This window comes from Actinorectispora metalli, assembly GCF_056323685.1.
On sequence record NZ_JBREYE010000001.1, the window covers coordinates 3,383,600 to 3,407,785 of the forward strand.

The following is a 24,186-nucleotide window of genomic DNA, read 5'->3' on the forward strand; positions in this document are numbered from 1 at the left end:
CAGGCTCAGTAACCATGGCTGGACAGACGATGTGGCGGCGCACGACAGCCGCCGGTGTGATCACGTTGCTGCTGGCGGGCACCACCGCGCCCGCCTTCGCCGAAAGCGACCCGCTGCAACAGCAGCTGGACCGCCTCACCACGACCGACGGCATGACCGGCGCGCTGGCCCAGGTCACCGAACGCAACGGCACGAGCCGAACCCGAACCGCGGGCATCGCCGAGCGTGGCAGCGGCCGTCCCATGATCGGCCCCGAGGGCAGGCTCCGGATCGGCAGCATCACCAAAACCGTCACCTCGGTGGCGGTGCTGCAACTGGTCGCCGAGGGCAGGGTGCACCTCGACGCGCCGGTCGAGCGGTACCTGCCCGGCCTCATCCGAGGCACCGGGGAGGGCGCCGAGATCGACGGCCGCACGATCACCGTGCGGCAGCTCCTCCAGCAGATCAGCGGCCTGCCGGACTACGCCTACCTCATCAAGCCCGAGATGATCGAGAAGTACGGCCCGCGCGACTACCTGAAGCTGGCGCTGGCCGCGAAACCGGCGTTCCGCCCCGGCGAGCGCTGGGCATACTCCAACACGAACTTCCTGGTGGCAGGCCTGCTGGTGGAGGCGGTCTCCGGCCAGGACATCGCCACCCGCACCCAGCAGCGCATCTTCGACCCCCTGGGCATGCGCGACACCTACTGGCCCCGACACGGCGAAACCGGCATCCGCGGCCCGCACGCCCGCTTTTACGGCGTCAACCCGGTCAACCCCGGGGCGGGCGAGGTCGACCTGACCGAGTTCCCCGGCTTCATCGCCTTCACCGCGGGCGCCCTGATCTCCACCCCGGTCGACCTGAACAAGTTCTGGGCGGGCCTGTTCACCGGAAAGCTGCTGCCCCCGCGATTGGTGCACGAGATGATCAGTCGCGGCGTGCCCACCACCAGCGACTCCTGGCCGCGGGGCACCAAGTACGGCCTCGGCATCCTGGCGATCCCGCTGGCCTGCGGCGAAACCGCCTGGATGCACACCGGCGACATGTCCTCGGTGACCACGATCAGCGGCCGCGACCGATACGGCCGCGTCGTCACGGCCTACGTCACGGGTCTGCTGAACGGTCCGAAGAAGCTCCGCCTCAAGGAAACCGCCGACGCTGCCCTCTGCCGCTGACCCGTCCGTCACGTGCGCCCAGCGGTCGGTTCGGCTTTGGGTCGACTGAAGCGACATCGACCGCTCGTCGCACACAGCGGTCGATGTCGCGTATCCGGAGCGGATGCCGGGCGCAGGGAATCCGGCACCCGCTCCTGTTTCTCAGTTGAGGCCGCGGTTGATCGCGGTGATCAGCTCACCGTTCGTGGTGTCGCCGGACAGCTCCCAGAAGAACGCGCCGCCGAGCCCGTTCTGCTTGACCCAGCCCATCTTGGAGCCGATGGTCGCGGGCGTGTCGTAGCTCCACCACTCGTTGCCGCAGTGCGCATACGCCGTGCCGCCCACGGAGCCGTTGGCCGGGCACCGGTTCTTGAGCACCTTGTAGTCCTCGATGCCCTTCTCATACGTGCCCGGCGCCGCGTCAGTGGCGCTCGCGCCCGGCGCGCTGGTGCTCACGCCGGTCCAGCCGCGGCCGTAGAAGCCGATGCCCAGCAGCAGCTTGCTCGACGGGATGCCCTTGCCCTTGAGCTTGGCGATCGCCGCGGCGGAGTTGAAGCCCTCCTTCGGGATGCCCGCGTAGGCGTTCAGCGGCGAGTGCGGAGCCGTCGGACCCTTGGCGTCCCAGCCGCCGAAGTAGTCGTAGGTCATGACGTTGTACCAGTTCAGGTACTGCGCCGCGCCGCCGTAGTCGGCCGCGTCGATCTTGCCGCCGTTGCTGCCGTCCGCGGTGATCGCCGCGGTCACGAGGTAGTTCGACCCGAACCGGTCGCGCAGCGCCTTGGACAGCGTCCGGAACGAGGCGAAACCGGTGGTGTCGCAGGTCAGACCGCAGGCGTTGGGGTACTCCCAGTCGATGTCGATGCCGTCGAACACATCGGCCCAGCGCGGGTCCTCAAGGAGCTTGTAACAGGAGTCCGCGAACGCCGCTGCGTTCTGCGAGGCCTGGCCGAAGCCGCCGGACCAGGTCCAGCCGCCCACCGAGAACAGCACCTTCAGCTGCGGGTACATCTTCTTCAGCTTGCGCAACTGCCCGAAGTTGCCGCGCAGCGCACCGGCGTCCCAGGTGTCCGAGACACCGTCCACACTGGAGGAGGCGTCGTAGTGCTTGTCGTAGTCGGCGTAGCTGTCACCCAGCACGCACTGTCCGTTCTGGACGTTGGCGAACGCGTAGTTGATGTGCGTGAGCTTGGCCGCCGAACCGCTGGTGTGGATGTTCTTCACGTGGTAGTTGCGCCCGTACACCCCCCACTGGGTGAAGTAGCCCAGGTTCGTCCGGCCCCGCGGCGCGGGCTCGGCGGTGGTGGTGGGCGGAGCCGTGGTGGTGCTCGGCTCGCTCGTCGGCACGGTCGTGGAGGTCGGCGCCGGGCCGCCCGCCTCGCAGGACGCGCCGTTGAGCACACAGCCGGTGGGCGCGGCGAACGCACCCGAGTAGTTGACGTTGAACCCGAAGCTGACCGTGGCACCCGGCGCGATGCTGCCGTTCCAGGTGTTCTTCACGATCACGTGCTGGCCGGACCGGCTGGGGCTGCCATCCCAGACCGAGCCAAGCTGCTGCCCGGCGGGCAGGTTGAACTCCACCGTCCACCCGGACAGTGCCGTGCTGCCGCCGTTGCTAATCGTGTACTTGCCCTCGTAGCCCGTCCCCCAGTCGGAGGACTTGCTGAACGTCGCCGACACACCGCCCGCGCCGCGGGCGGCGGGTGCCAGGTCGATCACCAGCACCAAGGCGGCGAACGCCGCCACTAACGACAGAAGATGCCATCTGATCTTGGGCATCGTTGCTCCTTGTCACTGCAGGGGTAGCGACATTTCAGTGAACAGACGATGTGGTCCAGACCAATCCAGCGTCAAGAACTGAAGATTCGTCACACTCGAATGGCCTACAACGATAGCGTTTTCCCGCGTGAAGGCTTCGCATTCGGCGCATCACGGACACCCGAAAGCGCCACAAATTGCCTTAGCTACACAAAATCAAGCGGACCCGAGTACAACCGCGTACTCGGGCCCGCTCGGACTTCAGTTAAGAGTTCAGTCGGCCGCGGGCGTGCGGGCGATCAGCTGCTCGACCCGCGTCACCGCCTCGGTCAGCGAACCGATCGGCGGCGCGCCGCGGGCGGCGCCCTCGTCATCGGCCGGGATGTCCGCCGGACCCTGGATCGGCCCGCACACGCTGTGCGAACTGGGCAGGATTCCGTCCACCAGATACCGGTTGACCTTCTCGTTGACGCACGGGTTCTCCCCGAACTGCCCGTGCACACCGTCGTCGCGAACGCTGATCAGGTTGTGCCGCAGCGTCTGCGCCATGGCCACCCCGTTCGGGTAAGCCGTCTGGATGTCACCCTCGGCCTGGATCACCAGGCCGGTCGGGTAGTTCAGCCGCTGCGCCGCGACCGGCTTCTCGATCCGGGTGAACGCGCGGAACGCGCAGTGGCTGGGCGCCAGGTAGAACGGCACCGAGCCGCCGTAGGGCATCGACTCCCGGTACTGCCGCATATCGCGGTAGTAGGTGGTCACATCGCTTGGCCAGTCCCACTCGCAGAGCACGGTGTTGCCAGCGTTCTCGAAGGTGTCCTCGATCGCCCGCCGCTTGATGATCGACACCGCCTTCGCGGTGTCCTTGGCGACCTCCGGGTTCGGCGCGGTGCCGCGGATCTCGTCCCGCGCCGCCTTGACCGACTTGGCGAACGCCGCCCACTCCTGGCGGAAGCGGGTCATCGTGCCCACCGAAAGGTCGAGGTCGGTGACGCTGCCGAAGCCGCTGAGCTCCTTGGTCTTCAGCACCACCGCGATCTCCTCGATCACGGCCTTGACGGCCTTGGGATCGGTGCCGAGGTCGAAGGTCTTGTTGCGGGCCGCCACCCACTTCGCCCACGCGTCGTGGTTCTCCCGGATCGCCTCGACCGTGTCGTAGTCCTGCTCGTGCCAGGTCTTGTTGGGGTCCATCGAGGAGTCCAGCACGTTGCGGTCCAGCCGCTTCGGGAACAGCGTCCCGTAGGTGGCGCCAAGCTGCGTGCCGTAGGAGTAGCCGAGGTAGTTCAGCTTCTGCTCGCCGAGCACCTCGCGGATCACGTCCATGTCCCGCGCGGTGTTGTTGGTGTTGACGTACGGCCGGAACCCGCCGCCCGCCCGCTGGCAGCCCTCCTCGGTCGCCCTGGCGAACGCGGTGAACTTCGCGAAGTCGGCGTCCTTGGGCCGGGTGACCTCCTTGCCGAGGTCGGGGAACTGCGCGCCCTCGCAGTGCAGCTGCGTCGAGCTGCCGATCCCGCGCGGGTCCATGCCGACGATGTCGTAGACCTTGGCGATCTCCTGCGGGTCGAACATCCCGGCCAGCGGCAGCCCCGAACCACCGGGGCCGCCCGGGTTGGTCATCAGGATGCCGCGGCGCTTGGCGGCGTCGGCGGCCTTCTTGCGGCTGATCGCCACCTGGACCCGCTCACCCCCGGGGTTGCGGTAGTCCATCGGCACCGTGACCAGTGCGCACTCGATGCCCTTGAGGTCGCCGACCTGCTCCTCGGTACACGGCGACCAGGTGAGCTGCTGACTGTAGAACTCCTTCAGCGACGTCGGCGCGGCACCGGCAGGCACCGCCGCGACCGTGCTGACCCCGATGAGCGACGCGACGACCGCGCCCACCGGCCTTCCCCACTTGCGCACAAACCCCTCCTGGAAAAGTCGTATGACTCACTCGCCAAGTTAGGGAAGCCTTCTCCCAGCGGAATCGAACTGAAGCATGTTCTTCGGTAATCCCTCGGTATCTTGTGTCTTCCTTTCGCCTCTGCTATGGATCACCGCCGGTCGGTACAGTTGATCACCATGGTGGGGGAGACGCGATCGCAGGCCTATCCGATGACGCGGTGCCCCGGCTTCGACCCGCCGCCGGAGTTCGCCGATCTGCGCGACCGCTGCCCGGTCAGCGCGGTGTCGCTGCGCCACGACCAGCAGGCGCTCCTGCTCACCCGCTACGACGACGTCCGCGCCGTGTTGCGCGACCACGACCGGTTCTCCTCCGACCCGAGCAAACCCGGCTATCCCCAACTGCGCCCCGTGGTGGACCGCAAGGCCGCGCCGGGCAGCTTCCTGGTCACCGATCCGCCGCTGCACACCCGCTACCGGCGCGCGCTGACCGGCGAGTTCACCGTGCGCCGCATGCGGGCGCTGCAACCCGAGATCGAACGCATCGTGCACGCCAGGCTGGACGCGATGCTGGCGGGCCCGCGCCCCGCCGACCTGGTCACCGCGTTCGCGCTCCCGGTGCCCTCCGACGTGATCTGCCTGGTTCTCGGCGTGCCCGCCGAGGACCAGGAGTTCTTCTCCACCCGCAGCAGAGCCCACCTCAACCGGGCACTCACCGCCGACCAGGTCCAGACCGCCCTGGATGAGCTGAACGCCTACCTGGCCGACCTGATCGACCTCCGACGAACCCGCCCCGGCGACGACGTGCTCAGCAGACTGGTGCAGGACTTCGTCGTACCCGGTGAACTCACCGCGGAGGAAGCCGTCGGCATGACCGTGCTGCTGCTCGTCGGCGGCCACGAGACGACCGCCAACTCCATCGCACTGTCCGTGCTCGCCCTACAGCGCCACCGGGACCAGTGGGACGCACTGCTCGCCGATCCGTCCCTTGTGGACAACGCGGTCGAGGAACTCCTCCGCTACCTCAGCCCCGTCCACCAAGGCGTGGTCCGCGCGGTCACCGCCGAAGCCACCCTCTCCGGCACCCGGCTGACCGCGGGCGACGGCGTGATCGCCTCCCTGTTCGCCGCCAACCGCGACCCCGCCGCCTACCCCGACCCGGCGACGCTGGACATCCACCGCGATGCCCGCACTCACCTGGCCTTCGGCAGCGGCGTCCACCAGTGCATCGGACACCTGTTGGCCAGAATCGAAATGCAGATCGCCCTCCGCGCTCTGCTCGACCGCGTCCCCACCCTGCGTCTGGCGGTGCCCTTCGAGGACGTCGAATTCCGCTTCCACGCCCCGATCTACGGCCTCACAGCGCTCCCCGTCACCTGGTGAGGAGTTGCTGGGCGCGCAGGGCGATGGTGACGGTGAAGAGCCAGTCGGCGTCCTGGAGGCGGTCGCCGAACAGGTCGCGGAGTTGGCGCAGGCGGTAGCGGACGGTCTGCGGGTGCAGGTGCAGGCGGGCGGCCACCATCGGGGCGCTGCCGCGGGTCTCGGCCCAGGCGAACAGCGTTTCCCGCATCCGGTTGCGCTGCTTCGCGGACAGACCTGCCAGCGGTTGCAGGGTGCGTTCGGCCAGTGCGTCGACCAGTGCCTCGTCGCTCAACAGCAGCAGCGTCGTCAGGTGGTGGTTGCAGTGGACGACCGGACCGCCTGGCAGCAGGCCGCGCTGAGACAGCGTGACCGCCCGCCGCGCCCACCGCAGCGAATGCGGCGCGTCCGCCAGCTCAACCGTCGGCCCCACGGCCGCCCGCCAACCCGGCAACTCCTGCCGCAGCTTTGGTAGCTGGGTCGCCGGATCGGTGAGCAGCAGACAGGGCTCCGGCCCCTCCAGATCCATCAGCACCTCGTCGTCCAACGCGGGCGCCGGCAGCCGGTGCTGGTCGCGGCGACGTTCCAGCGCGACCGCGGTGACCAGATCGGGCAACCGCCACTGGGTGACGGCGGCGAGTTCGGCGATGACCGCCGTCGAACGCGGATCGGTGAGGATCAGCTCCAGCAGCCGCTTCCGCTTGCGCTGCAATGCACCCGCCGCCCGGGTCTGCGCCTCGGCGAAGCCCTCCACCGAGAGCACCGACAGCTCGTCGATGTAGGCGAAGATCGTCTCGGCCAGCAGGCACATCACCGGCAGCGGCAGGCCCTGCGCCAGCCCGTACTCGGCGATCTTGCGCCAGGCCACCCGCCCGCCGATCCGGTACGCGGTCTGCAGGGTGTCCACGCTGCGCCCGGCGTCGACCTCCAGCCCGCCCAACAGCCGGAAAACCTCAAGCTGCTCCCGGCCGCGTGAATCCGGCGTCACCATGCGGTCGATGAACCGGTGAATGGCCTGCTCAACGCCGTCCTTGATGGCCTTGCCGAACATGCCCTTCAACGGGCGTTGGAATTCGGGAATCCCGCGCTGGATTTCATGCACCATCTCGGCGGCGGCCTCCGCCGCCCGGTGCCGGAACTGGGGCGCCAATGCCCGCGGCAACCGCTCCCACAACTCCTCGACCGACCTCGGCTGATACGCCGAAACCGGTCGCAGGTAAGGATTTCCCCTGGTGGGTTGGCGTCGAGCTTGACTTGTGATGTTCACGATCAGCACTCGCCCATTCGCTGGCCCGGAAAGGTGCAGAAGCAATTAGGTGAATTGCGATTTCTCGTGGTTCGCGCGAACAGGGTTCTCGGTCGGAGTCGCCCCGCGGCACTATATTTTTGCCGTGACCAAGGAGTCAATATCGCCAAGCTTTAGGCATCAAGATGACCCCAACGGCCGAATCCCCGTCACCGCTTTTTGTCTCGCAACTGCCAAAGTTCGTCCCGCGACCGCTGGGCCGCCCGCCCGGCGCCGCGGGAACGAAAACTGTCAGACCCGGGTGAGAGGCTGGGAACCACCACGAACTGAGGGGAAGCACGATGAACTTCGCTCCGCCCATTGCCGATGAGCGCGCGGGATATCTGGGTTTCCTGGCCTGCCAGCGCCAGGCGCTGCGCAATTCCGTCCGCGGCCTGACCGAGGAGCAGGCCAAGTCCACCCCGACGAAGAGCGCGCTCAACCTCGCCGGGCTGATCAAGCACTCCGCCCGCGTCGAAGCCGGGTGGATTCAGCAGACCGTGCTCGGCCGCACGGTGCCGGAATTGCAGGACAGGGACTGGGAAACCGAGTTCGTGCTGCAGGAGGGCGAGACGCTGCAGGGCTGGCTGGACTACTACGAGAAGGTTGCCGCCGAGACCGACGCGTACCTTGCCGACGCCGATCTGGACCTGCCGATTCCGGTGCCCAAGGTGCCGTGGTTCCCCTCCGACGTCGAATTCTGGTCGCTGCGCTGGGTGATGTTCCACCTGATCGAGGAGGTGGCCCGGCACGCGGGCCACGCTGACATCATCCGCGAGTCGATCGACGGCGCGAGCAACTACGGGGGCTAGTCCGAGGGTCGGCAGAGCAGCGGGTTGCGCAGTTCCGCGCAGGGACGGTTGCCGTGCGAGCGGACGATGTCCTTGCCGACCTCGTTGGTGAGATAACGCAGGAAGCTGGCGGCGATCGAATCGGCCTTCGGCTCCCCGAAGGTGTAGGCGTACTCCGTCTCCCAGAACGGGTACACGCCGTGATCGGCGCCCTCCAGGCTGACCCGGTGCCCGCCGACCCGCACCAGCATCACATCGCCGCGGCGCGACGCGGAGCCGACCTCGCTGTAGCCGATGGCGCCCGGCGTGGCCGCGACCGTGTCCAGCACCTCGGTGGTGGAGCGCTTCTCGCACCGCACCACGCCCGCCGGGGCGCCCGGCGCGGTGGTGCGGCAGTCCTTGGAGGTCTCGCCGGGTTCCCACCGCCCCTCCAGGAACCGCTTCTCGAACGCCCGCCGCGTGCCGGAGTCGGAGTGCCGCCCCACCAACCGCACCGGCAGATCGCGTCCCCCGACGTCCCGCCAGTTCAATATGCCGCCGTTGTAGAGCCGCCTGACCTGCTCCAGCGACAGGTCCTGCACCCCGGCCTCGGGGTTGATCACCAGCGTGAACAGCGAGAACGCGATCGGCCGCGGCAGCAACTGCGGGAAGCCGTCCTCCTTGACCCCGTCGGAGAACGCCAGCATCGCCGGGCTGCCCTCGCTCTTGGCCCCGGCCTCGCTCAGCCGCGCCAGCCCGGACGCGCTGCCCTGGGTGTCGATCACGAACCTCGCCCCAGGACAGGTCGCCCGGTACGAGTCGGCGGCCTCCTTCAGCACAGGCGCGAAAGCGGTGGAGCCGGTCAGCGTGAGCTCGCCGGTGGCGCAGTCCAGCGGCGCCGAATCGTCGCTGAGCACCGACACGGTGAACTGCGCGAGGATCACCGCCACCAGGAAGCCGATCAACGCCATGCCCCAGCGCGACACCCCCGACTGGCTCTCGGTCTCCTGGATCGCCCCGGTGCCGACCCCGCCGCGGATACCCGCGATGACCTCCGGTTTGGCGAAGGTCTCCGGAACCGGCTCCGATGCGGGCGTGTGGTCCAGCGCCACCAGCACCTTGTAGTGGTCGTCGGGGTTGAGTGGCACCTTGGGCATTTCGATGACGTTGTCCCGAACCCGCAGCCCCATCCCCTCGCGGAAGCAGGGCCGCAGGTACTCCTCGCTGAGCTCGGTCACCACCATGCCCGCGACCCGGCGCCCGGGGAACTTGATCCTGATCCCGACCTGGTCGTCATCCAGCACCGCGTAGTCGTTGGGCGCGATGTGCTGGGCGCCGCTGTTCTCGATGCGCAGCAGCACGAAGGACGGCGCGGTCAACGGCTCCCCGTCGCCGCCGTGCCGAAGCTGCTGAAGTGCGCCCGCGTACTCCGAGGGCACCACGTGGGTGGCGGTGGTGTCCATCTGGACCCGGTAGCCGATCCGCTTGCGCCCGACGAAGACGAATTCCCACAGCGCCGCCACCAGTGGGACGACCACACCGAGGACGGCGAAGAAGATCTCCCAGGGAAAGTTGGCCACGGCCGCCCCCAGCTCGTGAGAAGAACAAAGATCGCGACGCCAACATAGGAGCCGTGCGTCTACCCGCGTTCTACCCACGGTGAGCGGTTCAACAAGTGTTCACCGGCCGTTGGCGCCGCATACCCCGACGCTGCGCCGTTCACCGCAACGCCTCGGCAGGCTGTCAGTCCTGTTCGGCCGCGCCGACGAACCGCGGCTCCGCAGGCTCCACCGCGTCCGCCTCCACCACATCGGCCAGCACCACGGTGATGTTGTCCGGCCCGCCGCCCTCGTTCGCCAGGGCGATCAACCGCTCGGCGATGTCGTCCAGGGACTGCTCCGCCGACAGCACCTCGCGCAGCAGGTCCGGCCCCAGCACGGTGGTGAGCCCGTCCGAGCAGAGCAGGTAGCGATCGCCAAGCTCCGCCTCCCGCAGGTCGGTGTCCGGTTCGGCCTCGCCGCTGCCGTCCAGCGTGCGCATCAGCAGCGACCGGTACGGATGCGAGGCGGCCTCCTCCAGCGTGATCCGCCCCTCGTCCACCAGCGACTGCACGAAGGTGTGATCGTGGGTGATCTGGTAGAGATCGCCGCCGCGCATCAGGTAGGCGCGGGAGTCCCCGACATGCACCAGCGCCAGCCGCGGCGCCTCCCACAGCATCGCGGTGAGCGTGGTGCCCATGCCCTTGAGGTCGGGGTTGTCCTCGACCATTTCCTGAAGCTGCCGGTTGGCCTCGTGCACCGCGCCCTCGATGGCCTCCAGCAGGTCCGACTCGCCCGCCCCGTTGCCGTCCAGCGCGGCGATGCTGGTGATGACCGCCGAACTGGCGACCTCACCGTGCTCGTAACCGCCCATTCCGTCGGCGACGGCCAGCAGCCGAGGACTGGCATAAGCCGCGTCCTCGTTCCCCTTGCGCCGGAGACCGACGTCCGAACGGGCCGTGTAGCGAAGTGCGAATGCCATCAGCGAGCCACTCGAAGCGTCGGCCGGTTACCCAGTTCTGCCACGTTCCACTGCCATCCTCGCCCTGTGAGCCGAGCGTGCACGCCTTTCAGCCTAGTCGTCCCCCACCGACCAGGGTTGCACGGTCGCCTCGATCGATGATGTTCGACGCACCGGCTCGCCCTGATCGGAATCTTTCGGTCGCTCGAATGGCTGGCAGGTTTGCAGCGGTGGCAACCGCTCGCTCAGGAGCCACCGAATGCGGTCTTGGCTGCGTCGCCGAGTCATGGTCGGATGGTCAGTTGGCGAAATCGAAATCGAACTCGAACCGTTGTCGGGGGGTGACGGCATGCCTGCGCGTGGGCGTGACCACGGTGCCGGTGAGGGAACTGTCCGTCCACTGAAAGTCGGCAACGAGATCTCCGGCACGGTTCACGGGCCGACGGTCCAGGCGGGTGTTGTGCATGGTGACGTGCATTTTCACAACGCCACGGACAATCTTGTCACGCCGCGACAATTGCCGTCTCCGCGGCAGGCGTTCGTCAGCCGCGACCACGAATTGGACGAACTGGACGCGCTGTGGGAGCGGCGCACTGGTCGGTTCGTCGCCCTGCTGACCGGCGTCGGAGGTATCGGGAAGACCGAGTTGGGGCTGCGCTGGCTATACCGCAGGCGGCAGGAGTTCCCGGAAGGCCAGCTCTACGCGGACCTGGGCGCGTTCAGCCCGAGCGGTCCCGAAGCGCCCGCCGAGGTGCTCGGACAGTTCCTGTTGGCACTCGGTGTGCCCGCCGACCAGGTGCCCGACGGCTTCCCCGAGCGCACCAAGCTCTACCGCTCGGTGACCGCCGACATCCGGCTGGCGATCTTCCTCGACGACGCGGCGTCGGCCGCTCAGGTGCGCCCGCTGTTGCCTGCCTCGCCCCATGCCGCCGTCGTGGTGACAAGTCGGTGGCGGTTGACGGGGCTCGCCATGGACGGCGCCGCCTTCGTCGAGTTGGCGCCGTTGCCCACGAGCGCCTCGGTCGCGCTGCTCGGCACCGTGCTCGGTGAGCAGCGCGTCGAACCGGAGTCTCCCGCCGCGCGGCGGCTGGCCGAGCTGTGCGGCGGCCTGCCCATCGCGCTGTCCGTGGTGGCCGCCCAGCTGGCGACGCATCCGCAGTGGTCGCTGTCCAGGTTGGCGGGCCGCCTCCAGGACGAACGCCACCGGCTGGCGGCGCTGTCCATCGACGGCGATGTCTCCGTGCTCGCCGCCATGGACCTCTCCTACGAACGCCTCCCCGACGAGGCCGCGCGCCTGTACCGACTGCTGACCTGGCATCCGGGTAGCGAGTTCGGCTCCGCCGTCGCAGGCGCCGCCGCTGAGGCGACCGACACCGAGATCGAGGAGGGCCTGGAGCGGCTGGTCCAGGCGAGCATGCTGACCGAGGTGGCCGAACAGCGCTTCCGCTTCCACGACCTGCTGCGCTTGCACGGCAGACAGCTAGTGGGCCGAGGCCGCGAAGCCGAAACTGAACCCGCGGTGTCCCGCATGGTCCGCTGGTACCTGGAGTCCGCGATCGCCGCCGACACCGTCGTCATCCCCAAACGCTGGCAGCTTGGCCCCGGCTACCGGGAGCTCCGCAGACCGAAGGGCGCGGTGGAGGCGTCGGCATCCACCGCGGCCGCGCTGGACTGGCTGGAGGGCGAGCGGGGCAACCTGCTCGCCGCGCTGCGGATAGCGGCCGAACGACGTTGGCACGAGCTGGTTTGGCAGTTCTGCGAGGCGCTGTGGAGCCTGTTCCTGTACCGCAGGCACTACACGGACTGGATCAGCTCCCATGAGATCGGCGTGGACGCGGCCAGAAGGGCCGGTGACCAACTGGCCGAATGCCGAATCCGCTGCCAGCTCGGTTTCGCCTACCTCAACCTGGAGGACTTCGAGCAGGCCCGTCGGGAATCGGAGATCGCCCTGGCTCTGGCCAGGTTGACCGACGATGAGCGGGCCAAGTCCTCGGCGATGCAGCAGATGGGCATGGTGCTGCGGAGCCTCGGCGATCACACAGCCGCGCTGGAGCACTTCCAGCAGGCCGCCGAACTCGACGAGCGAAGCGGGAACCGCCGTGCGCTGGCCCTTCGGCTCCGGCGCATAGGGGAGCTGTTCAGCGAACTGTCGCGTTACGACGAGGCCATCGAGGTGCTGCGGAGATCGCACCGCCTGATGGTCGAGGTCGGTGACGCGGCCAACGCCGCCCGCGTGTTGATGTTCCTGGGCGGCTCGCTGACCAATGCGGGTCGTTTTGAGGAGGCCACGAGCGTCTTGGCCGACGCCCACCAACAGTCGCGCACCGCGGGCTCGGCCCACCACCGCGCCGATGTGTTGATGGCGCTCGCCGAACTCGCCCGGCGGACCGGCGACCCCGGGCGCGCACGCGCATACCTCGAAGAGGCACGCGCTCTGTACGCGCCGGTGGGGCCCCAGCAGGAGCGGGTCACCGCGTTGCTGGCCGAACTCGGGTGATCAGGCGCGTCCCCGCACAGCCGCCAGAAACGCCTGCCGCGCGAGCGTCTCGACGTCCCCAGCCCCCGGGATGACCCTGGGGCTGTAGTCACGGCAGTGGATGACGCACCCGCCGCTCCACTCTGCCGCGGCGACCGCGCACCCGGGGAACTGGGCCAACGCGCGCGACGTCGCCTCGGCGGCTTCCTCGGCGGTCGCCCGCGATGGAGCCACCAGGATGTCGGCGAGCTGCTGCTGTCCGTAGCCGCTCCGCGCCATCCATTCCAGGACGCAGGGACCGCCGGACCCGCGCGATGGCTGTCGTCGCTTGGGCAGACCGAAGGCGCTCACCACGTCACCGCCACCGGAAGCGGCACGGGACGCACAGCCGCGGGTGCGGCAGGCTCGGACAGCTCCAGTTGGTCGTAGATGGCCCGGCGGAGGAGCCCGCCCGCAAGGCCGGGCCGCGAGGTGATTGCCTCTAACACCGGGCGGTGGTTTCCAAGTTCGTGGTGTGCCATGGCGTCCTCCAACTGAGGTGCAAGCGCCCGTTCGAGGTCCAGGATGGGCGCGCGGCGCGCGACGAGGTCGGCGACGCTACCCCGTCGAACGAGTTCGGTGGGAAAGGTGGCAAGCCGGACCGGTGTTCCCAGCGCGGCCGCGTACTGGGTGACCGAGCCGTGGTCGCCGACCACGCAGTCCGCGCTGATCAGCGCGGCTCGCCAGCCCTCCTCGGGCGGCAGCAGGATTAGTCCCTCGTCCAGACAATCTGACAGCCAGCCCCGGACCTGTCGGGGCCCATGGTTGGCCCAGATGTTCGGGTGCATGATCGCGGCGATGCGGTAGGAGGGACCGAGTTCGGCGACCAGTCGCCGGAGCAGCTGCGGATGACGCCCCCAGGTCGAATGCGGGGTCCAAGTCGAGCTGACCACCACCAGCCGCTGATCGGCCCCGAGGCCCAGCGCTGCCCGGTAGGCGCGCCGTCGGTCGCGGCTGGCCAGCAGCCGGTCCATGCATGGGTCGCCGCAGACGACCGCGGCGGACAGCGCCTCCGGGCAGGAGTGGCGCAGCAGCTCCAACTCAGCGTCGGTGCTGAGGATCAGCGCGGATGGCACCACCCTCCCGTTCCGGGCCAGCATCTCGCGGTCCAGCCCGCTGACCGGCCGCGCGCCCGGCCCCGCGTCCCGAACAGCTAGCCGCGACTTCACCAGGGTTGCGCCGTGCCCCATGGTGATCACGCGACCCGTCACCTGGTGGGTGGCGAGATAACTGGCGGCGAGTACAGCGTCGAAGCGAGTGTTCGCGGCCTGGAGCCAGGGCAGCGGCTGAATGCCCTGAGCCCGCAGATACTCCTCGGCCCCACAGGCCACATCCGTATCGGCTGGCACCGTGTAGACGGTCTGGATGCGGTGATCGCTCTCGATGAGTGGCAGCACGTCGGCCAGCAGCCGCGTGCCCGCCACCACGTGCGGCACGAGCACCAGCACCTCCTTGCACCCCGTACGCGTCAACCTCGGCTGGGCCCCCAGACCCACCGGTCCCCGAACCCACTGCTGTCCGTACATCTCCCCGGCACCTCACCTTCGCGACGTCAACCCGACGACCGAAGAGTGCGACCCCCCGCCGGCCGCCCGGCCGGCCACCGAGGTGGCCATAAATCCGAAAGCCGCTCCGTCGAGAAGTAGTTGCCCAACGCATTAGTTGCCGATGAACTTGTCATCTTTCTTTCACTGTCACGAGGATCGAAGTCACTTAACGCTACTGGAGGCTAGGAATACGCCCGAGTAGCCCCGATACTCGACCGTGCCGAACGTGTTCGTGCCAGCGAAGGGGGCCGCTGGTGGATTTGACGTTCAGAATTCTTGGACGCACCCAGCTGCGGATCAAAGATCATTTCCAGGGTTCGTGGGGCACAGCAAAGCTTCGGGGCCTGCTAGCGGTGCTCTTGTTGCAACCCAACCGCGAAGTCCCTGTTGACACGCTCTTTGATTGGCTCTGGTCGGAGAGATCCGAACACCCGGTCAACCCACGCCAGACACTGCACACCTATGTGAGCAGACTGCGAACCGAGCTGCGCCGGCACGGCGTGGCGTTGCCCATCATCGCCGAGAACGGCGCCTACAAGGTGAAGATCGACCCCACTCAGGTCGACTATCACCATTTCCGCCGACTGGTTTCGCAGGGCCGCCACCTGCAATCTACAGGCGAGCACGAGTCTGCGACCCGGCACCTGGCGCGGGCTGTCGATCTTTGGCAGGGGCGTCCTCTGAGTGATATCACGACCGACCGCGCCGACTCGGTGCGCACTCGGATGATCGTCAATGAGCTGATGCCTGCGCATTATTCGCTGTTGGAAAGCCTGTGCCGATTGGGAGAGGACGCGGAAGTCGCCCGCAGGCTGGATGATCTCCAGCAAGGCCGAGAGTTGGATGTCGATCTTGCGGGCTTCCGATTGCGTGTGTTGCATGCTTTCAACCGTACGGAAGAGATTTCACAGTATTTCCGTGAGTTTCGTGCGCGGACAATCGCCGCGGTAGGCGACGAGCCCCCGCCCTTTCTGTTCGATCTGCACCAACAACTGCTGACGACACCGAGCCCTCGGAACAGTCGAGTTTCCGTGGTGCTCCAATCGAGCATTACCTCTCAGTCTGAGTGGGATCCACCCGACCAGTTGCCACCGGCGCTTCGGACCTTTGCTGGCCGCGCGGATCTTTTGGCGCTGTTGGACAAGGTGATGTTGGATGCCCGATCTCCCGGCCTCGTCGTGATGGATGGGCCTGGCGGCGTCGGGAAGACCAGCCTCGCGATCAACTGGGCACACAGATCAAGAAGTTGTTTTCCGGACGGAATCCTCTATGCCAACCTCGACGGGTTCGGCCGAGGTGTTCCGGTGCCCGCAGCCGACGTGATCACAGACTTCCTCGTCACCTGCGGCGTCGATGTGGCAAGTATCCCGCACAAGCTCGCCCGACAGATTCGTCTGCGCAAGATCCTCACGGATCGGCGGATGCTGGCGATTCTGGACAACGCACACGCTTCGGAGCAGGTCAAGCCGGTGCTGGACGCTCTGGTGGGTTGTTCGGTTCTCGTCACGAGCCGTCGGCGGCTCCAGAGCCTGATCATCCATTACGGGGCGGAGCCGGTCACCGTCACGCCGATGAACCCGCGCGAAGCGCATGCGTGGATCAGCGGCCAACTCAGGCGCCGGGGCATAACGGAAACCTGGCTCGCCGCCGAACTCGTCGCGACGGGTGATGGCCTGCCCATGGCTCTGCAGTTGATACTCGAACATATTGCTGTCAACGGGCCTCGCAGACCTGCCGAGCTGCTCGCGGAGATTCGAGCAAATCTGCTGGACATCGGCGAGGACAGCGATGGGGAGCTACAGACACTCCGATCGATCTTTGACGCTTCTTTCCGTAAACTTTCACCGGCGGTGAAGGATCTTCTGTGTTCACTCGGCATTTCGCCCATGGCCGAGGCCTCGGTGGAGACTGCGGCGGTGTTGAGCGGCCATGATCGTATTTCGGTCGAGCGTGAGCTGGGTATATTGCGTAATTTGCACCTACTTCATGCCACAGGCGACGGCCGCTACCGTCTCCATGATCACACCAAGCTCTATGCCGCTCAGCGTGCGGCGGCCGACTGTCCGCCCGAGGTGATTCGAGAGATCTCCACCCGCATTGTCGAATGGTATCTCGCCACAGCGCACAACGCGGATCGGATCGTCTACGGAAGCAGGGAAGGTGTGCCCATGCCGGAATGGAAGACCGAATTCCGGCTCCGGATTTTCAGTGATGCTTCCGATGCGGCAAAGTGGTGCGTTGACGAGCGTTCGGCAATTCTTGCGGTGACCAGGTTCGCCGCTTCGATCGAACTCCACGAAATCGCTTGGAAGATTCCGATGACGGCTGGCGAGATTCTCGCGAAGCGCGGCTACTATGACGAGCTTCTGCCGGGTTTGCAAGTAGGGCTGGAATCAGCGAGAGCGTCGCAAGACGAGGTCGGGATAGCGGCCTGTTGCGCTAGCATCGGGTTCCTCCACTACATGTGGGATGAGTTCGAGGACGCCGAACGGCATTTGAAGGAAAGTATCGAGTTCGCTGAACGTGTCGGCCATGACACTCTTTGGGTGAGAGCCTATTCGAATCTTGGCGGCGTCGAACTACGAAGGAACAACCTTACCCAGGCCGCGCGCCTGTTCCAGGGGGCGCTTGAACGGGCGGTCCAAGCGGACCTGCTCGACTGCCAGGGCAGCTTGTCGACGAGGATGGGCGATATCAGCAAACGCAGCGGAGATTATCACTCCGCCGAGACCCGGTATCGGGACGCGTTGTGGATCTGGCGCAGAATAGGGGATGTATCCGGGGAGGCTGAAGCCCTCGTGGGCCTGGCCGCGCTACATCGCGAAATGGGCAGACCCTCTGCGGCGCTCGGTTACTGCGACCAGGCCCTGACGGTGCAACGTGGGGTGAAAGACCCAGGGCAGGCAGCGGCTGCGTTCGTGGTAATGGCGCAGGCCTATGGCGACTTGGACCAGTGGTCGGACGCCCGTGAGGCAGGGCGGCAGGCCGTTCGGTACTACACCAGGGCCAGAAACCAGACCGACCTCGCGCGAGCCTTGGATGTGCTCGCGGATTCGGCTCTGCACTTGGGTCATTACGATGCCGCCGCTGAAGGTTGGCGGGAAGCGAAGCGCCTTTATGGCGAAATGGACCAGAGCGCCGACATGGCACGCATAGCGGATCGACTCCGCGAACTCGACCGGATTACCACGGACAGTCGTGTTGTACTACCGCGCGTGCCCGCGCCAGCACCTGAGCCGTGCGCTGAGCCGGATTCTGCCCCAGCGGAGTGGTCTGGCGACGGCAACTCCCCACTATAGCGGGTATAGCACGGCACCCTGTGCGACCACCCGAGTGGGCGAAAGACTTTGCGATATGCCAAAATCTCACCTCGAAAGACCGCACGATCCGTAGCGATCTGCCCAGCGATCGCTCGGCGAAAGCAAGGAACAGTTGAATGCTTGCTCCTTCCTCGGGGCGTCGAAGCCTCGCCCGGCGCGGCACGTTTGCCGCCATGCTGATTCTCTCCGCCGCGTCGATTGGGTGGGGGTATCAGCTTCAGCCGGAAACCGTGGGTTCCCAAGTCAAGCCTGCTGCGAATGACGAGCCGCTCAGTTTAACTTTCCCACCACAGTGACCTCGTGGCGGTTGTGATGCAATTGTCGGGCGTGTCCGATCTCGTATCGGCGAGCCAGCAATCGCAGACATTTGTCCACTGATTCCACCGCACCTCGCTGGGCGAGTTTCAGCGTTACGATGATGAGGCCGCCGCGGCGGAGCCGAGCTGCCGCGGTGAGCATGACCTCGCTGGTGAGGGTGGGGTCCATCTTCATGTCGTTGACGATCACGTCGAAGCGCGGGCCGCTCGCGGCGAAGAAGTTGCCCGCGGTGGTCCTGGCGTGCACGACGTCCGGGTCGGCGAGCAGGCGGGCGTCGAGGTCGCCGGGGTCGACCGCCCATACCTTGAGGCCGTGCGTGCGGAGCACCCTGGTCCACCCGCCGGGGCTGGCGCCGAGGTCGGCGGCGTTACCGGAGCGGGGTAGGTCCAGACCGAGCACCCCGATGGCCTCTTCCAGCTTGAACTCGGCGCGGGAGATCGTCGCGGGGCTGCGGGCCAGGCGGACCCGGCCGCCTGGCCAGTCGCACAGGCTGTCTCGCGGGGTGCCGAGGCCCAGCAGGACACCCTGGCGGGTGATGCAGGCCGACAGCGTCCGCGGGGCACCGGAGCGCACCACCTCGTGGGAGCCGCTCAGCGTGGTGGACAGCGCGCGGTAAAGCTCGGCCGAGCCGTAGTCGAGCGGGCTCTGGCCGCTCACCCAGGCCTGCACGGCGAGTGGGCCGCCGCCGAAGCCGTCCGCCACGGTCGCGCAGACCTCGTCAAGGGACTTCGCCTGCGCCAGCGGGATTCTCGTCAGTTCGTCGGTCAGGTGCTTGACGAACGGGAAAGGCCGGGTGCGGCAGGCCTCCGCCACCTCGGCGAGGGAGGCGTCGGGAATGGCGCCGATGTCGGGGCCGAGGCGCTCAACGCGACCGTAGGTCTCGGCGAGTTGGGTGCGGGCCGCGGGGAAGTACTCCTCCGAGGTCGAGAACAAGATCGGCACTTCACTCCAGGGTCGGCTGCTGACCCGGCATGCTATCCGGCGGCGGTCTGGGCCACCCGGCGGCTGATCGCGGCGATCAGTTCCGCCTGGTGGGGCACGTGGTAGAAGTGGTCGCCGGAGTAGGTGATCAACTCGAAGTCGGCGAAGGTGTGCTCGGCCCACGCCGAGATGCCCGCCAGCCCGACGTCGGTGTCCTCATCGCCCCAGGACGCGGTGATCGGGCAGGTCAGGCGGGCCGATGAGCGCGGCACGTAGGTCTCGATGGCCTGGTAGTCGCTGCGCACGATGGGCAGCACGAACGCCATGAGCTCACGCTCGGCGAACACCTCGGCGTCGGTGCCGCCCATGTCGCGCAGGGTCGCCATGAGCTCGTCGTCGCCTGACAGGTGTACGGTGCCGGGTTGGTGGCGGACGGGCGCGACCTTGGCGGAGACGAACAGGTGCAGCGGTGCGCGGCCCACCCGCTGGAGCCGCAGCGCCACCTCGAAGGCGAGCGTCGAACCCATGCTGTGCCCGAAGAACACCAGCGGGCGGTCCGCGGTCCGCAGCAGGTCCTCGGCCAGGCTGTCGGCAAGTTCGTGCAGGTCGGAGACGAGCGGGTCGCCCAGGCGGTCCTCGCGGCCGGGGTATTGCGCGGTCAGCAGTTCGAACCGCTCAGGCACCTTGCGGGCCCAGTCGCGGTAGAAGTTGGCGGAGCCGCCCGCATGCGGGAAGCAGATCAGCTGGAGTTCCGCCGTCGGCCGAGCGGCGTGGCAGCGGAACCAGGTGGAGCGGCGCACACCGCCCGAGAACGCAGTGCTCATGGCTACGACAACCCCCAGTGTGTGGCCAGTACCCCGCGACCCTACCGGGCGGGCCGCCGGATTTTCGATGCTTGCCAGTGGGTCAGTGGTCACTCGCGGGGGCGTGGATCACCCAGCCTTCCTGGAAGGCGGGAAAGCGTTCCCGGATGATCTGGGTCGGCACCTCGACCCGTTCGCCTGCGTGCGCCAGCATTTCGGCGTATCGGTGATCGGCGGTCATGAGCGTCCACTTGCGGCGGTTGCCCTTGCCGTCCTGGTCGTAGATGAAGATCGCGGCCCAGGTGTTCAGTTCGGATTCGCCGACTTTTTCTTGGAACTCGGCCACGATCGAAGGTTCCATCAGGCTGCCGAACAGCCAGGCGTAGCCCGCGATGACGATCTTCGGCTCCTCGTCCTCCACAGTATTGATCGTAGAGATCAATCGGCCCCGGGCCGTCGGCCCGGGGGAGTCATTCGGTTTCGAATTCGGCTCGGACGCCGAGCAGCCGGACCGGGCGGTCCAGGTCGAACATGGTCAGGACTTCCACCGCGGCGCGCTCCAGTTCGTCGGGGTCGCTGGTGGGGCCGGCCAGGGTCTTGCTGCGGGTGTGGGTGCGGAAGGGCTTGAACCGCACCTTCACCCCGACCCGCAGCGCGGGCCGTCCCTCGTCCACCACGTCTTTCGCCACTCGCCGCGCCAGCAGCGCGACCTGCTTGGCGAGTTCCGCGGGGTCGGAGATGTCCTGCTGGAAGGTGGTTTCCCGGCTGCGCGACTTCGCCACCCACGGCGTGGCGGAGACCTCGGTGCCGCCCGCGCCGAGCGCGAGTTCCCGGTACCAGGGCCCCATGTTGGGTCCTAACCGCGCGGCGAGGTCGGCGTCGTTCGCCATGGCCAGCTGGCGCACGGTGTGCAGCCCCATCTCGGCGAGCTTCTTGGCTGTCTTCTTGCCGATGCCCCACAGCGAGTCGGTGGGACGCTCCGCCATAACGGCCACCCAGTTTTCCCTGGTGAGACGGTAGATACCGGCGGGTTTGGCGAACCCGGTGGCGGTCTTGGCGCGGAGCTTGTTGTCCCCGATGCCGACGGAGATGGACATCCCGGTCGCCTCGGCGACGGCGCGTTGGAGGTCGGCGGCCAGCGCCTCCGGGTCGTCGACGTCCGCCCCGACGAAGGCTTCGTCCCAACCGAGCAATTCCACGATTACCGGGAACTCGCGGAGAGTGTCCATCACCTGGTCGGAGACTGCCATGTAAGCGTCGGCGTCGGAGGGGAGCAGGACCGCCTCGGGGCAGCGGCTGACGGCGGTGCGCAGCGGCATGCCGGAGTGCACGCCGAACTCGCGCGCCTCGTAGGAGGCGGTCGCGACCACGGCGCGCTGCGTCGGGTCGCCGGTGCCGCCGACGATGACCGGCTTGCCCCGGAGTTCGGGGTGCCGGGCTACCTCGACCGCGGCGATGAACTGGTCGATGTCGACATGCAGGACCCAGTCGGACACAGGATCAGTATGTGGGCAGGATGAGCGGATGGCGAAGCGCAGCGCGGGCCTGTTGGTGTTCCGCGGAGACGGCATAGCGATCGAGGTGCTGATCGGCCATATGGGTGGTCCGTTCTGGGCACGGAAGGACGAGGGCGCCTGGTCGCTGCCCAAGGGGGAGTACGACGAGGACGAGGACCCGGAAGCAGCAGCGCGCCGCGAATTTGAGGAAGAGCTGGGCCTACCCGCGCCAGAAGGCGAGTACGTGTCGCTGGGCGAGGTCCGCCAGTCGGGCGGAAAGGTGGTCACGGCCTGGGCCGTGCGCGGCGAAGTCGATCCGGCGGAGGTAGTCCCCGGCACGTTCGAGATGGAGTGGCCACCAAGATCGGGCCAGACGCAGACCTTTCCGGAGATCGACAGAGTCGCCTGGTTCGACATGGAAACGGCCCGGCAGAAGTTGGTCAAGGGGCAACGGGTTTTCTTGGATCGCCTCATCGCACAGCGGTAGCCTGGCCATACGGCTCACACAAGGCGGGTGGTCGGGCGTGGACCCCAATTCGACCTTTGCTGAAAGACTGCGGACGCTGCGCACCCGTGCGGGTGTCACGCAGTCCGTGCTGGCAGGTCTCTGCGGAAAATCCGTGCAATGGGTCAAGGGCCTGGAATCCGGCCGCCTGCACATGCCCAAGCTCCACCTGCTGCTCCAGATCGCCGACATCCTTCATGTCACCGATCTCGCCGAACTTACGGGTGAGCGACGGCTTTCCGGTGTCCTCTTCGGCAAAGCCCGCCACGAGCAATTGGAAGCGGTCGCAGCCGCGATGACCCGCTATCCGATGGATCTCAGCCAACCTCCGGTCGATCCGAAATCGCTGGCTGAGCGGGTTCGACAGGTCTGGGATCTCTGGCATGGCACGCGCAATCACCGCACCGCGGTGGCGGGGTACCTTCCGGCCCTGCTCGACCAGGCACGCACGGCCGTGCGCCAGCTGGATGGGGAGCAGCGGCGGGATGCTCTGCGCAGCCTGGCGCAGACCTACCACCTCGCGCAGCTCTACATCTCCTTCCAGCCAGTACCGGAACTGATCTTCCTCGGCGGCGATCGCGCGATGATCGCGGCCCAGGACGCCGATGACCCCAAAGCCATGGCGGTCGCCGCGTGGTACCTCAGCCACGTATACCGCGATGCAGGCCAGCAGGCGGAGGCCCGAGTCCTGCTGGCCGGTGAAGCCGCCAAGCAGCTTCGACCCGAGCGCGACCAGGAAGAACGCGCCCTGTGGGGTCTGCTGCAACTCGCGATCGGCTTGTCGCACGCCAAGATCGGTCGCGAGGGCGATGCGGAGCGTCATTGGGAATTGGCCCGCAAGGCCGCGCTTTCGCTGGCAGGTTATGTCCATCCCTATCTGATGTTCGGTGTCGGAATGGTCGATGCCTATGCGGTCACCATGAACGCCGATCTGATGCACGGTTCGCGAGCCGTCCGCCTGGGCAATCACCTCGATCTCGCGGCGACCGTGCCGTCGGCCACCCGCCGCAGTTTCCACTGGATCGAGATCGCCCGCGCATATCAACTGCGTCGGGAGCCGGTCTCGGTCTTGGCGCTGCTCAGGCGCGGATACCAGGAAGCCCCCGAGACCGCACGGTTCAATATCTTCACCCGCGAAACTATTCGTTCGCTGCGTGATCGAGGGCCACGGTCTTTGCGCGAGGATGCGGCCAATCTCGCTGCCCAGATCGGCGTTGCGGCCTGAGAATCACCGCAACGTGCGATCTACAAAATGTGTCCCTGCACTAGGGCTACAGAATCCGTACTCTCGGCGTCTCGGCGCGGCATAGCGTCCGTACGGTGAATTACTGTCCTCGGATCGCAGCCGTTCGGGCGTCCGTGTTGGCCGGGTTCTCCTTCCAGCACCTCCCGAGCGCCGACCACCCCGGTGAGTTCGCTGCGATCACCGGTATCCGGCTCCACCGCGGAATCTGCGACACCTATCTCCTTACCGCCGCCTCCGACCAGGCCCGCGCCGCGCGCTTCCGCGAAGCCGACCTCGACCATCCGAACCCATCCGCTCTCTGGGCGCGGGAAGGTCCGATCGAGGACACCATCCGGGCGCTCCTGGATCTCCCGCCGCCCGATCACCCCCACGCCCCGCACCTCGCCTCCAGCACGCCCGGCCTGTGGATCCCCGCAGGCCACCGACACTGAAGGGGCCCTGACCATGTGGCGTTGTCTGGCCGGCGACGGCTGCGGCGACCTCTTCCTCTTCCTGCTCTGCCTCACCCTCCCGCTCGCCTACCTCGTGATCCTCGGCCGCGGCTACGTCCAGCGCTGCCAGGACGAACTCCACGCCGCCCGCCGTGAGTTCGACGCCATGCGCGAGGAACTGGGCGACTGGCGTTTCGATATTGCTAGCGTGGAAACCGAGGTACCACGAAGGGGGAGACATGAGCGCCGAGAACATTGACCCGTTGATCGACCTGTCGCGTGACCCGAACCCGGGCGTGGCCGACCACGCCGCCCCGGAGGGCGCACCGTTGCACCCGCTGATCGACCTGTCCCGCGACCCGAACCCCGGCGTGCCGAATCACGCACGCCGCGACGGCAAGTAAC

The 24,186-nt window shown here is 67.3% G+C and carries 22 protein-coding genes; 10 read left to right on the forward strand and 12 right to left on the reverse strand.

The genetic code is table 11. The annotated features are described in order from the left end of the window. The first annotated feature begins 14 nt into the window (after nucleotides 1-14). Nucleotides 15-1,154 (forward strand): serine hydrolase domain-containing protein, encoded by a 1,140-nt coding sequence (locus ACU6XJ_RS15925; RefSeq protein ID WP_476311749.1) that lies wholly within the window; start codon nucleotides 15-17, stop codon nucleotides 1,152-1,154. 141 nt (nucleotides 1,155-1,295) lie between these two features. Here ACU6XJ_RS15925 and ACU6XJ_RS15930 read toward each other — a convergent pair whose 3' ends face one another. Together ACU6XJ_RS15930 and ACU6XJ_RS15935 are read right to left on the reverse strand one after the other, a co-directional pair. Next, on the reverse strand, nucleotides 1,296-2,909 hold the full coding sequence (locus ACU6XJ_RS15930; RefSeq protein ID WP_476311752.1) for a glycosyl hydrolase family 18 protein: 1,614 nt from the start codon (nucleotides 2,907-2,909) through the stop codon (nucleotides 1,296-1,298). Nucleotides 2,910-3,161: 252 nt separating this feature from the next. Next, on the reverse strand, nucleotides 3,162-4,787 hold the full coding sequence (locus ACU6XJ_RS15935) for an alpha/beta fold hydrolase (protein WP_476311754.1): 1,626 nt from the start codon (nucleotides 4,785-4,787) through the stop codon (nucleotides 3,162-3,164). Between the two features lie 159 nt (nucleotides 4,788-4,946). Here ACU6XJ_RS15935 and ACU6XJ_RS15940 point away from each other — a divergent pair, with 159 nt between their 5' ends. Beyond that, nucleotides 4,947-6,149 carry a cytochrome P450 gene (locus ACU6XJ_RS15940; protein ID WP_476311757.1) on the forward strand — a complete coding sequence of 401 codons (1,203 nt, stop codon included), beginning with the start codon at nucleotides 4,947-4,949 and terminating at the stop codon, nucleotides 6,147-6,149. Here the strand turns inward: ACU6XJ_RS15940 and ACU6XJ_RS15945 are convergent. Next, the gene (locus ACU6XJ_RS15945; protein ID WP_476311760.1) at nucleotides 6,139-7,299 is read right to left on the reverse strand and encodes a PucR-like N-terminal domain-containing protein; all 1,161 of its coding nucleotides are present in this window, start codon (nucleotides 7,297-7,299) and stop codon (nucleotides 6,139-6,141) included. The genes ACU6XJ_RS15940 and ACU6XJ_RS15945 overlap by 11 nt on opposite strands. A gap of 413 nt (nucleotides 7,300-7,712) precedes the next feature. On the opposite strand from ACU6XJ_RS15945, the gene ACU6XJ_RS15950 reads away from it, so the two are divergent. Further along, on the forward strand, nucleotides 7,713-8,222 hold the full coding sequence (locus tag ACU6XJ_RS15950) for a DinB family protein (RefSeq protein WP_476311762.1): 510 nt from the start codon (nucleotides 7,713-7,715) through the stop codon (nucleotides 8,220-8,222). Here ACU6XJ_RS15950 and ACU6XJ_RS15955 read toward each other — a convergent pair. The 3 genes from ACU6XJ_RS15955 to ACU6XJ_RS15965 form a co-directional block, all read right to left on the reverse strand. Next, nucleotides 8,219-9,760 carry a substrate-binding domain-containing protein gene (locus ACU6XJ_RS15955; protein ID WP_476311764.1) on the reverse strand — a complete coding sequence of 514 codons (1,542 nt, stop codon included), beginning with the start codon at nucleotides 9,758-9,760 and terminating at the stop codon, nucleotides 8,219-8,221. The genes ACU6XJ_RS15950 and ACU6XJ_RS15955 overlap by 4 nt on opposite strands. 163 nt (nucleotides 9,761-9,923) lie before the next feature. Beyond that, nucleotides 9,924-10,700, reverse strand: coding sequence for a PP2C family protein-serine/threonine phosphatase (locus ACU6XJ_RS15960; protein ID WP_476311767.1), 777 nt, complete (start codon nucleotides 10,698-10,700; stop codon nucleotides 9,924-9,926). Nucleotides 10,701-10,977: 277 nt separating this feature from the next. Further along, complete coding sequence (locus ACU6XJ_RS15965) at nucleotides 10,978-11,157, reverse strand: hypothetical protein (RefSeq protein WP_476311771.1); 180 nt, start codon at nucleotides 11,155-11,157, stop codon at nucleotides 10,978-10,980. Between the two features lie 39 nt (nucleotides 11,158-11,196). On the opposite strand from ACU6XJ_RS15965, the gene ACU6XJ_RS15970 reads away from it, so the two are divergent. Then, a complete protein-coding gene (locus tag ACU6XJ_RS15970) occupies nucleotides 11,197-13,176 on the forward strand; it encodes a tetratricopeptide repeat protein (RefSeq protein WP_476311774.1) in 1,980 nt (659 codons plus the stop codon). Here the strand turns inward: ACU6XJ_RS15970 and ACU6XJ_RS15975 are convergent, their stop codons facing one another. Together ACU6XJ_RS15975 and ACU6XJ_RS15980 are read right to left on the reverse strand one after the other, a co-directional pair. Then, entirely contained in the window at nucleotides 13,177-13,506 is a 330-nt protein-coding gene (locus tag ACU6XJ_RS15975; RefSeq protein ID WP_476311776.1) for a hypothetical protein, read from the reverse strand. It lies immediately after the preceding gene. After that, entirely contained in the window at nucleotides 13,503-14,636 is a 1,134-nt protein-coding gene (locus tag ACU6XJ_RS15980; RefSeq protein WP_476311778.1) for a hypothetical protein, read from the reverse strand. Before ACU6XJ_RS15980 ends, ACU6XJ_RS15975 begins: the two co-directional genes overlap by 4 nt. A gap of 359 nt (nucleotides 14,637-14,995) precedes the next feature. On the opposite strand from ACU6XJ_RS15980, the gene ACU6XJ_RS15985 reads away from it, so the two are divergent. Continuing rightward, nucleotides 14,996-18,040 carry an AfsR/SARP family transcriptional regulator gene (locus ACU6XJ_RS15985; RefSeq protein ID WP_476311780.1) on the forward strand — a complete coding sequence of 1,015 codons (3,045 nt, stop codon included), beginning with the start codon at nucleotides 14,996-14,998 and terminating at the stop codon, nucleotides 18,038-18,040. A gap of 291 nt (nucleotides 18,041-18,331) precedes the next feature. Here the strand turns inward: ACU6XJ_RS15985 and ACU6XJ_RS15990 are convergent, their stop codons facing one another. From ACU6XJ_RS15990 to ACU6XJ_RS16005, 4 genes are all read right to left on the reverse strand, one after another. Then, nucleotides 18,332-19,321, reverse strand: a complete 990-nt coding sequence (locus ACU6XJ_RS15990) for an SAM-dependent methyltransferase (RefSeq protein WP_476311783.1) — start codon at nucleotides 19,319-19,321, stop codon at nucleotides 18,332-18,334. Nucleotides 19,322-19,353: 32 nt separating this feature from the next. Next, nucleotides 19,354-20,124: a thioesterase II family protein gene (locus ACU6XJ_RS15995; RefSeq protein WP_476311786.1), complete on the reverse strand. Its 771-nt coding sequence runs from the start codon at nucleotides 20,122-20,124 to the stop codon at nucleotides 19,354-19,356. An 82-nt stretch (nucleotides 20,125-20,206) separates the two neighbouring features. Further along, on the reverse strand, nucleotides 20,207-20,524 hold the full coding sequence (locus ACU6XJ_RS16000; protein ID WP_476311789.1) for a hypothetical protein: 318 nt from the start codon (nucleotides 20,522-20,524) through the stop codon (nucleotides 20,207-20,209). Nucleotides 20,525-20,573: 49 nt separating this feature from the next. Continuing rightward, nucleotides 20,574-21,599 carry a DNA polymerase IV gene (locus ACU6XJ_RS16005; RefSeq protein ID WP_476311792.1) on the reverse strand — a complete coding sequence of 342 codons (1,026 nt, stop codon included), beginning with the start codon at nucleotides 21,597-21,599 and terminating at the stop codon, nucleotides 20,574-20,576. 28 nt (nucleotides 21,600-21,627) lie between these two features. Between ACU6XJ_RS16005 and ACU6XJ_RS16010 the strand changes: the two genes are divergently transcribed. The 5 genes from ACU6XJ_RS16010 (at nucleotide 21,628) to ACU6XJ_RS16030 (ending at nucleotide 24,185) form a co-directional block, all read left to right on the forward strand. Then, the gene (locus ACU6XJ_RS16010; protein WP_476311794.1) at nucleotides 21,628-22,086 is read left to right on the forward strand and encodes an NUDIX hydrolase; all 459 of its coding nucleotides are present in this window, start codon (nucleotides 21,628-21,630) and stop codon (nucleotides 22,084-22,086) included. A 37-nt stretch (nucleotides 22,087-22,123) separates the two neighbouring features. Beyond that, nucleotides 22,124-23,329 carry a helix-turn-helix domain-containing protein gene (locus ACU6XJ_RS16015; RefSeq protein ID WP_476311797.1) on the forward strand — a complete coding sequence of 402 codons (1,206 nt, stop codon included), beginning with the start codon at nucleotides 22,124-22,126 and terminating at the stop codon, nucleotides 23,327-23,329. Between the two features lie 95 nt (nucleotides 23,330-23,424). Then, the gene (locus tag ACU6XJ_RS16020) at nucleotides 23,425-23,781 is read left to right on the forward strand and encodes a hypothetical protein (protein ID WP_476311800.1); all 357 of its coding nucleotides are present in this window, start codon (nucleotides 23,425-23,427) and stop codon (nucleotides 23,779-23,781) included. Between the two features lie 13 nt (nucleotides 23,782-23,794). After that, the gene (locus ACU6XJ_RS16025) at nucleotides 23,795-24,040 is read left to right on the forward strand and encodes a hypothetical protein (protein ID WP_476311803.1); all 246 of its coding nucleotides are present in this window, start codon (nucleotides 23,795-23,797) and stop codon (nucleotides 24,038-24,040) included. Further along, nucleotides 24,021-24,185, forward strand: a complete 165-nt coding sequence (locus ACU6XJ_RS16030) for a hypothetical protein (RefSeq protein ID WP_476311806.1) — start codon at nucleotides 24,021-24,023, stop codon at nucleotides 24,183-24,185. Before ACU6XJ_RS16025 ends, ACU6XJ_RS16030 begins: the two co-directional genes overlap by 20 nt. The last annotated feature ends 1 nt before the right edge of the window (nucleotide 24,186 follow it).

What these genes read in the sequence shown, in the direction of transcription:
- ACU6XJ_RS15925 (WP_476311749.1), top strand. Translation starts at nt 15, where the DNA reads ATGGCTGGACAGACGATGTGGCGGCGCACGACAGCCGCCGGTGTGATC.
- ACU6XJ_RS15930 (WP_476311752.1), bottom strand. Translation starts at nt 2,909, where the DNA reads ATGCCCAAGATCAGATGGCATCTTCTGTCGTTAGTGGCGGCGTTCGCC.
- ACU6XJ_RS15940 (WP_476311757.1), top strand. Translation starts at nt 4,947, where the DNA reads ATGGTGGGGGAGACGCGATCGCAGGCCTATCCGATGACGCGGTGCCCC.
- ACU6XJ_RS15950 (WP_476311762.1), top strand. Translation starts at nt 7,713, where the DNA reads ATGAACTTCGCTCCGCCCATTGCCGATGAGCGCGCGGGATATCTGGGT.
- ACU6XJ_RS15960 (WP_476311767.1), bottom strand. Translation starts at nt 10,700, where the DNA reads ATGGCATTCGCACTTCGCTACACGGCCCGTTCGGACGTCGGTCTCCGG.
- ACU6XJ_RS15965 (WP_476311771.1), bottom strand. Translation starts at nt 11,157, where the DNA reads ATGCACGTCACCATGCACAACACCCGCCTGGACCGTCGGCCCGTGAAC.
- ACU6XJ_RS15995 (WP_476311786.1), bottom strand. Translation starts at nt 20,124, where the DNA reads ATGAGCACTGCGTTCTCGGGCGGTGTGCGCCGCTCCACCTGGTTCCGC.
- ACU6XJ_RS16010 (WP_476311794.1), top strand. Translation starts at nt 21,628, where the DNA reads ATGGCGAAGCGCAGCGCGGGCCTGTTGGTGTTCCGCGGAGACGGCATA.
- ACU6XJ_RS16025 (WP_476311803.1), top strand. Translation starts at nt 23,795, where the DNA reads ATGTGGCGTTGTCTGGCCGGCGACGGCTGCGGCGACCTCTTCCTCTTC.
- ACU6XJ_RS16030 (WP_476311806.1), top strand. Translation starts at nt 24,021, where the DNA reads ATGAGCGCCGAGAACATTGACCCGTTGATCGACCTGTCGCGTGACCCG.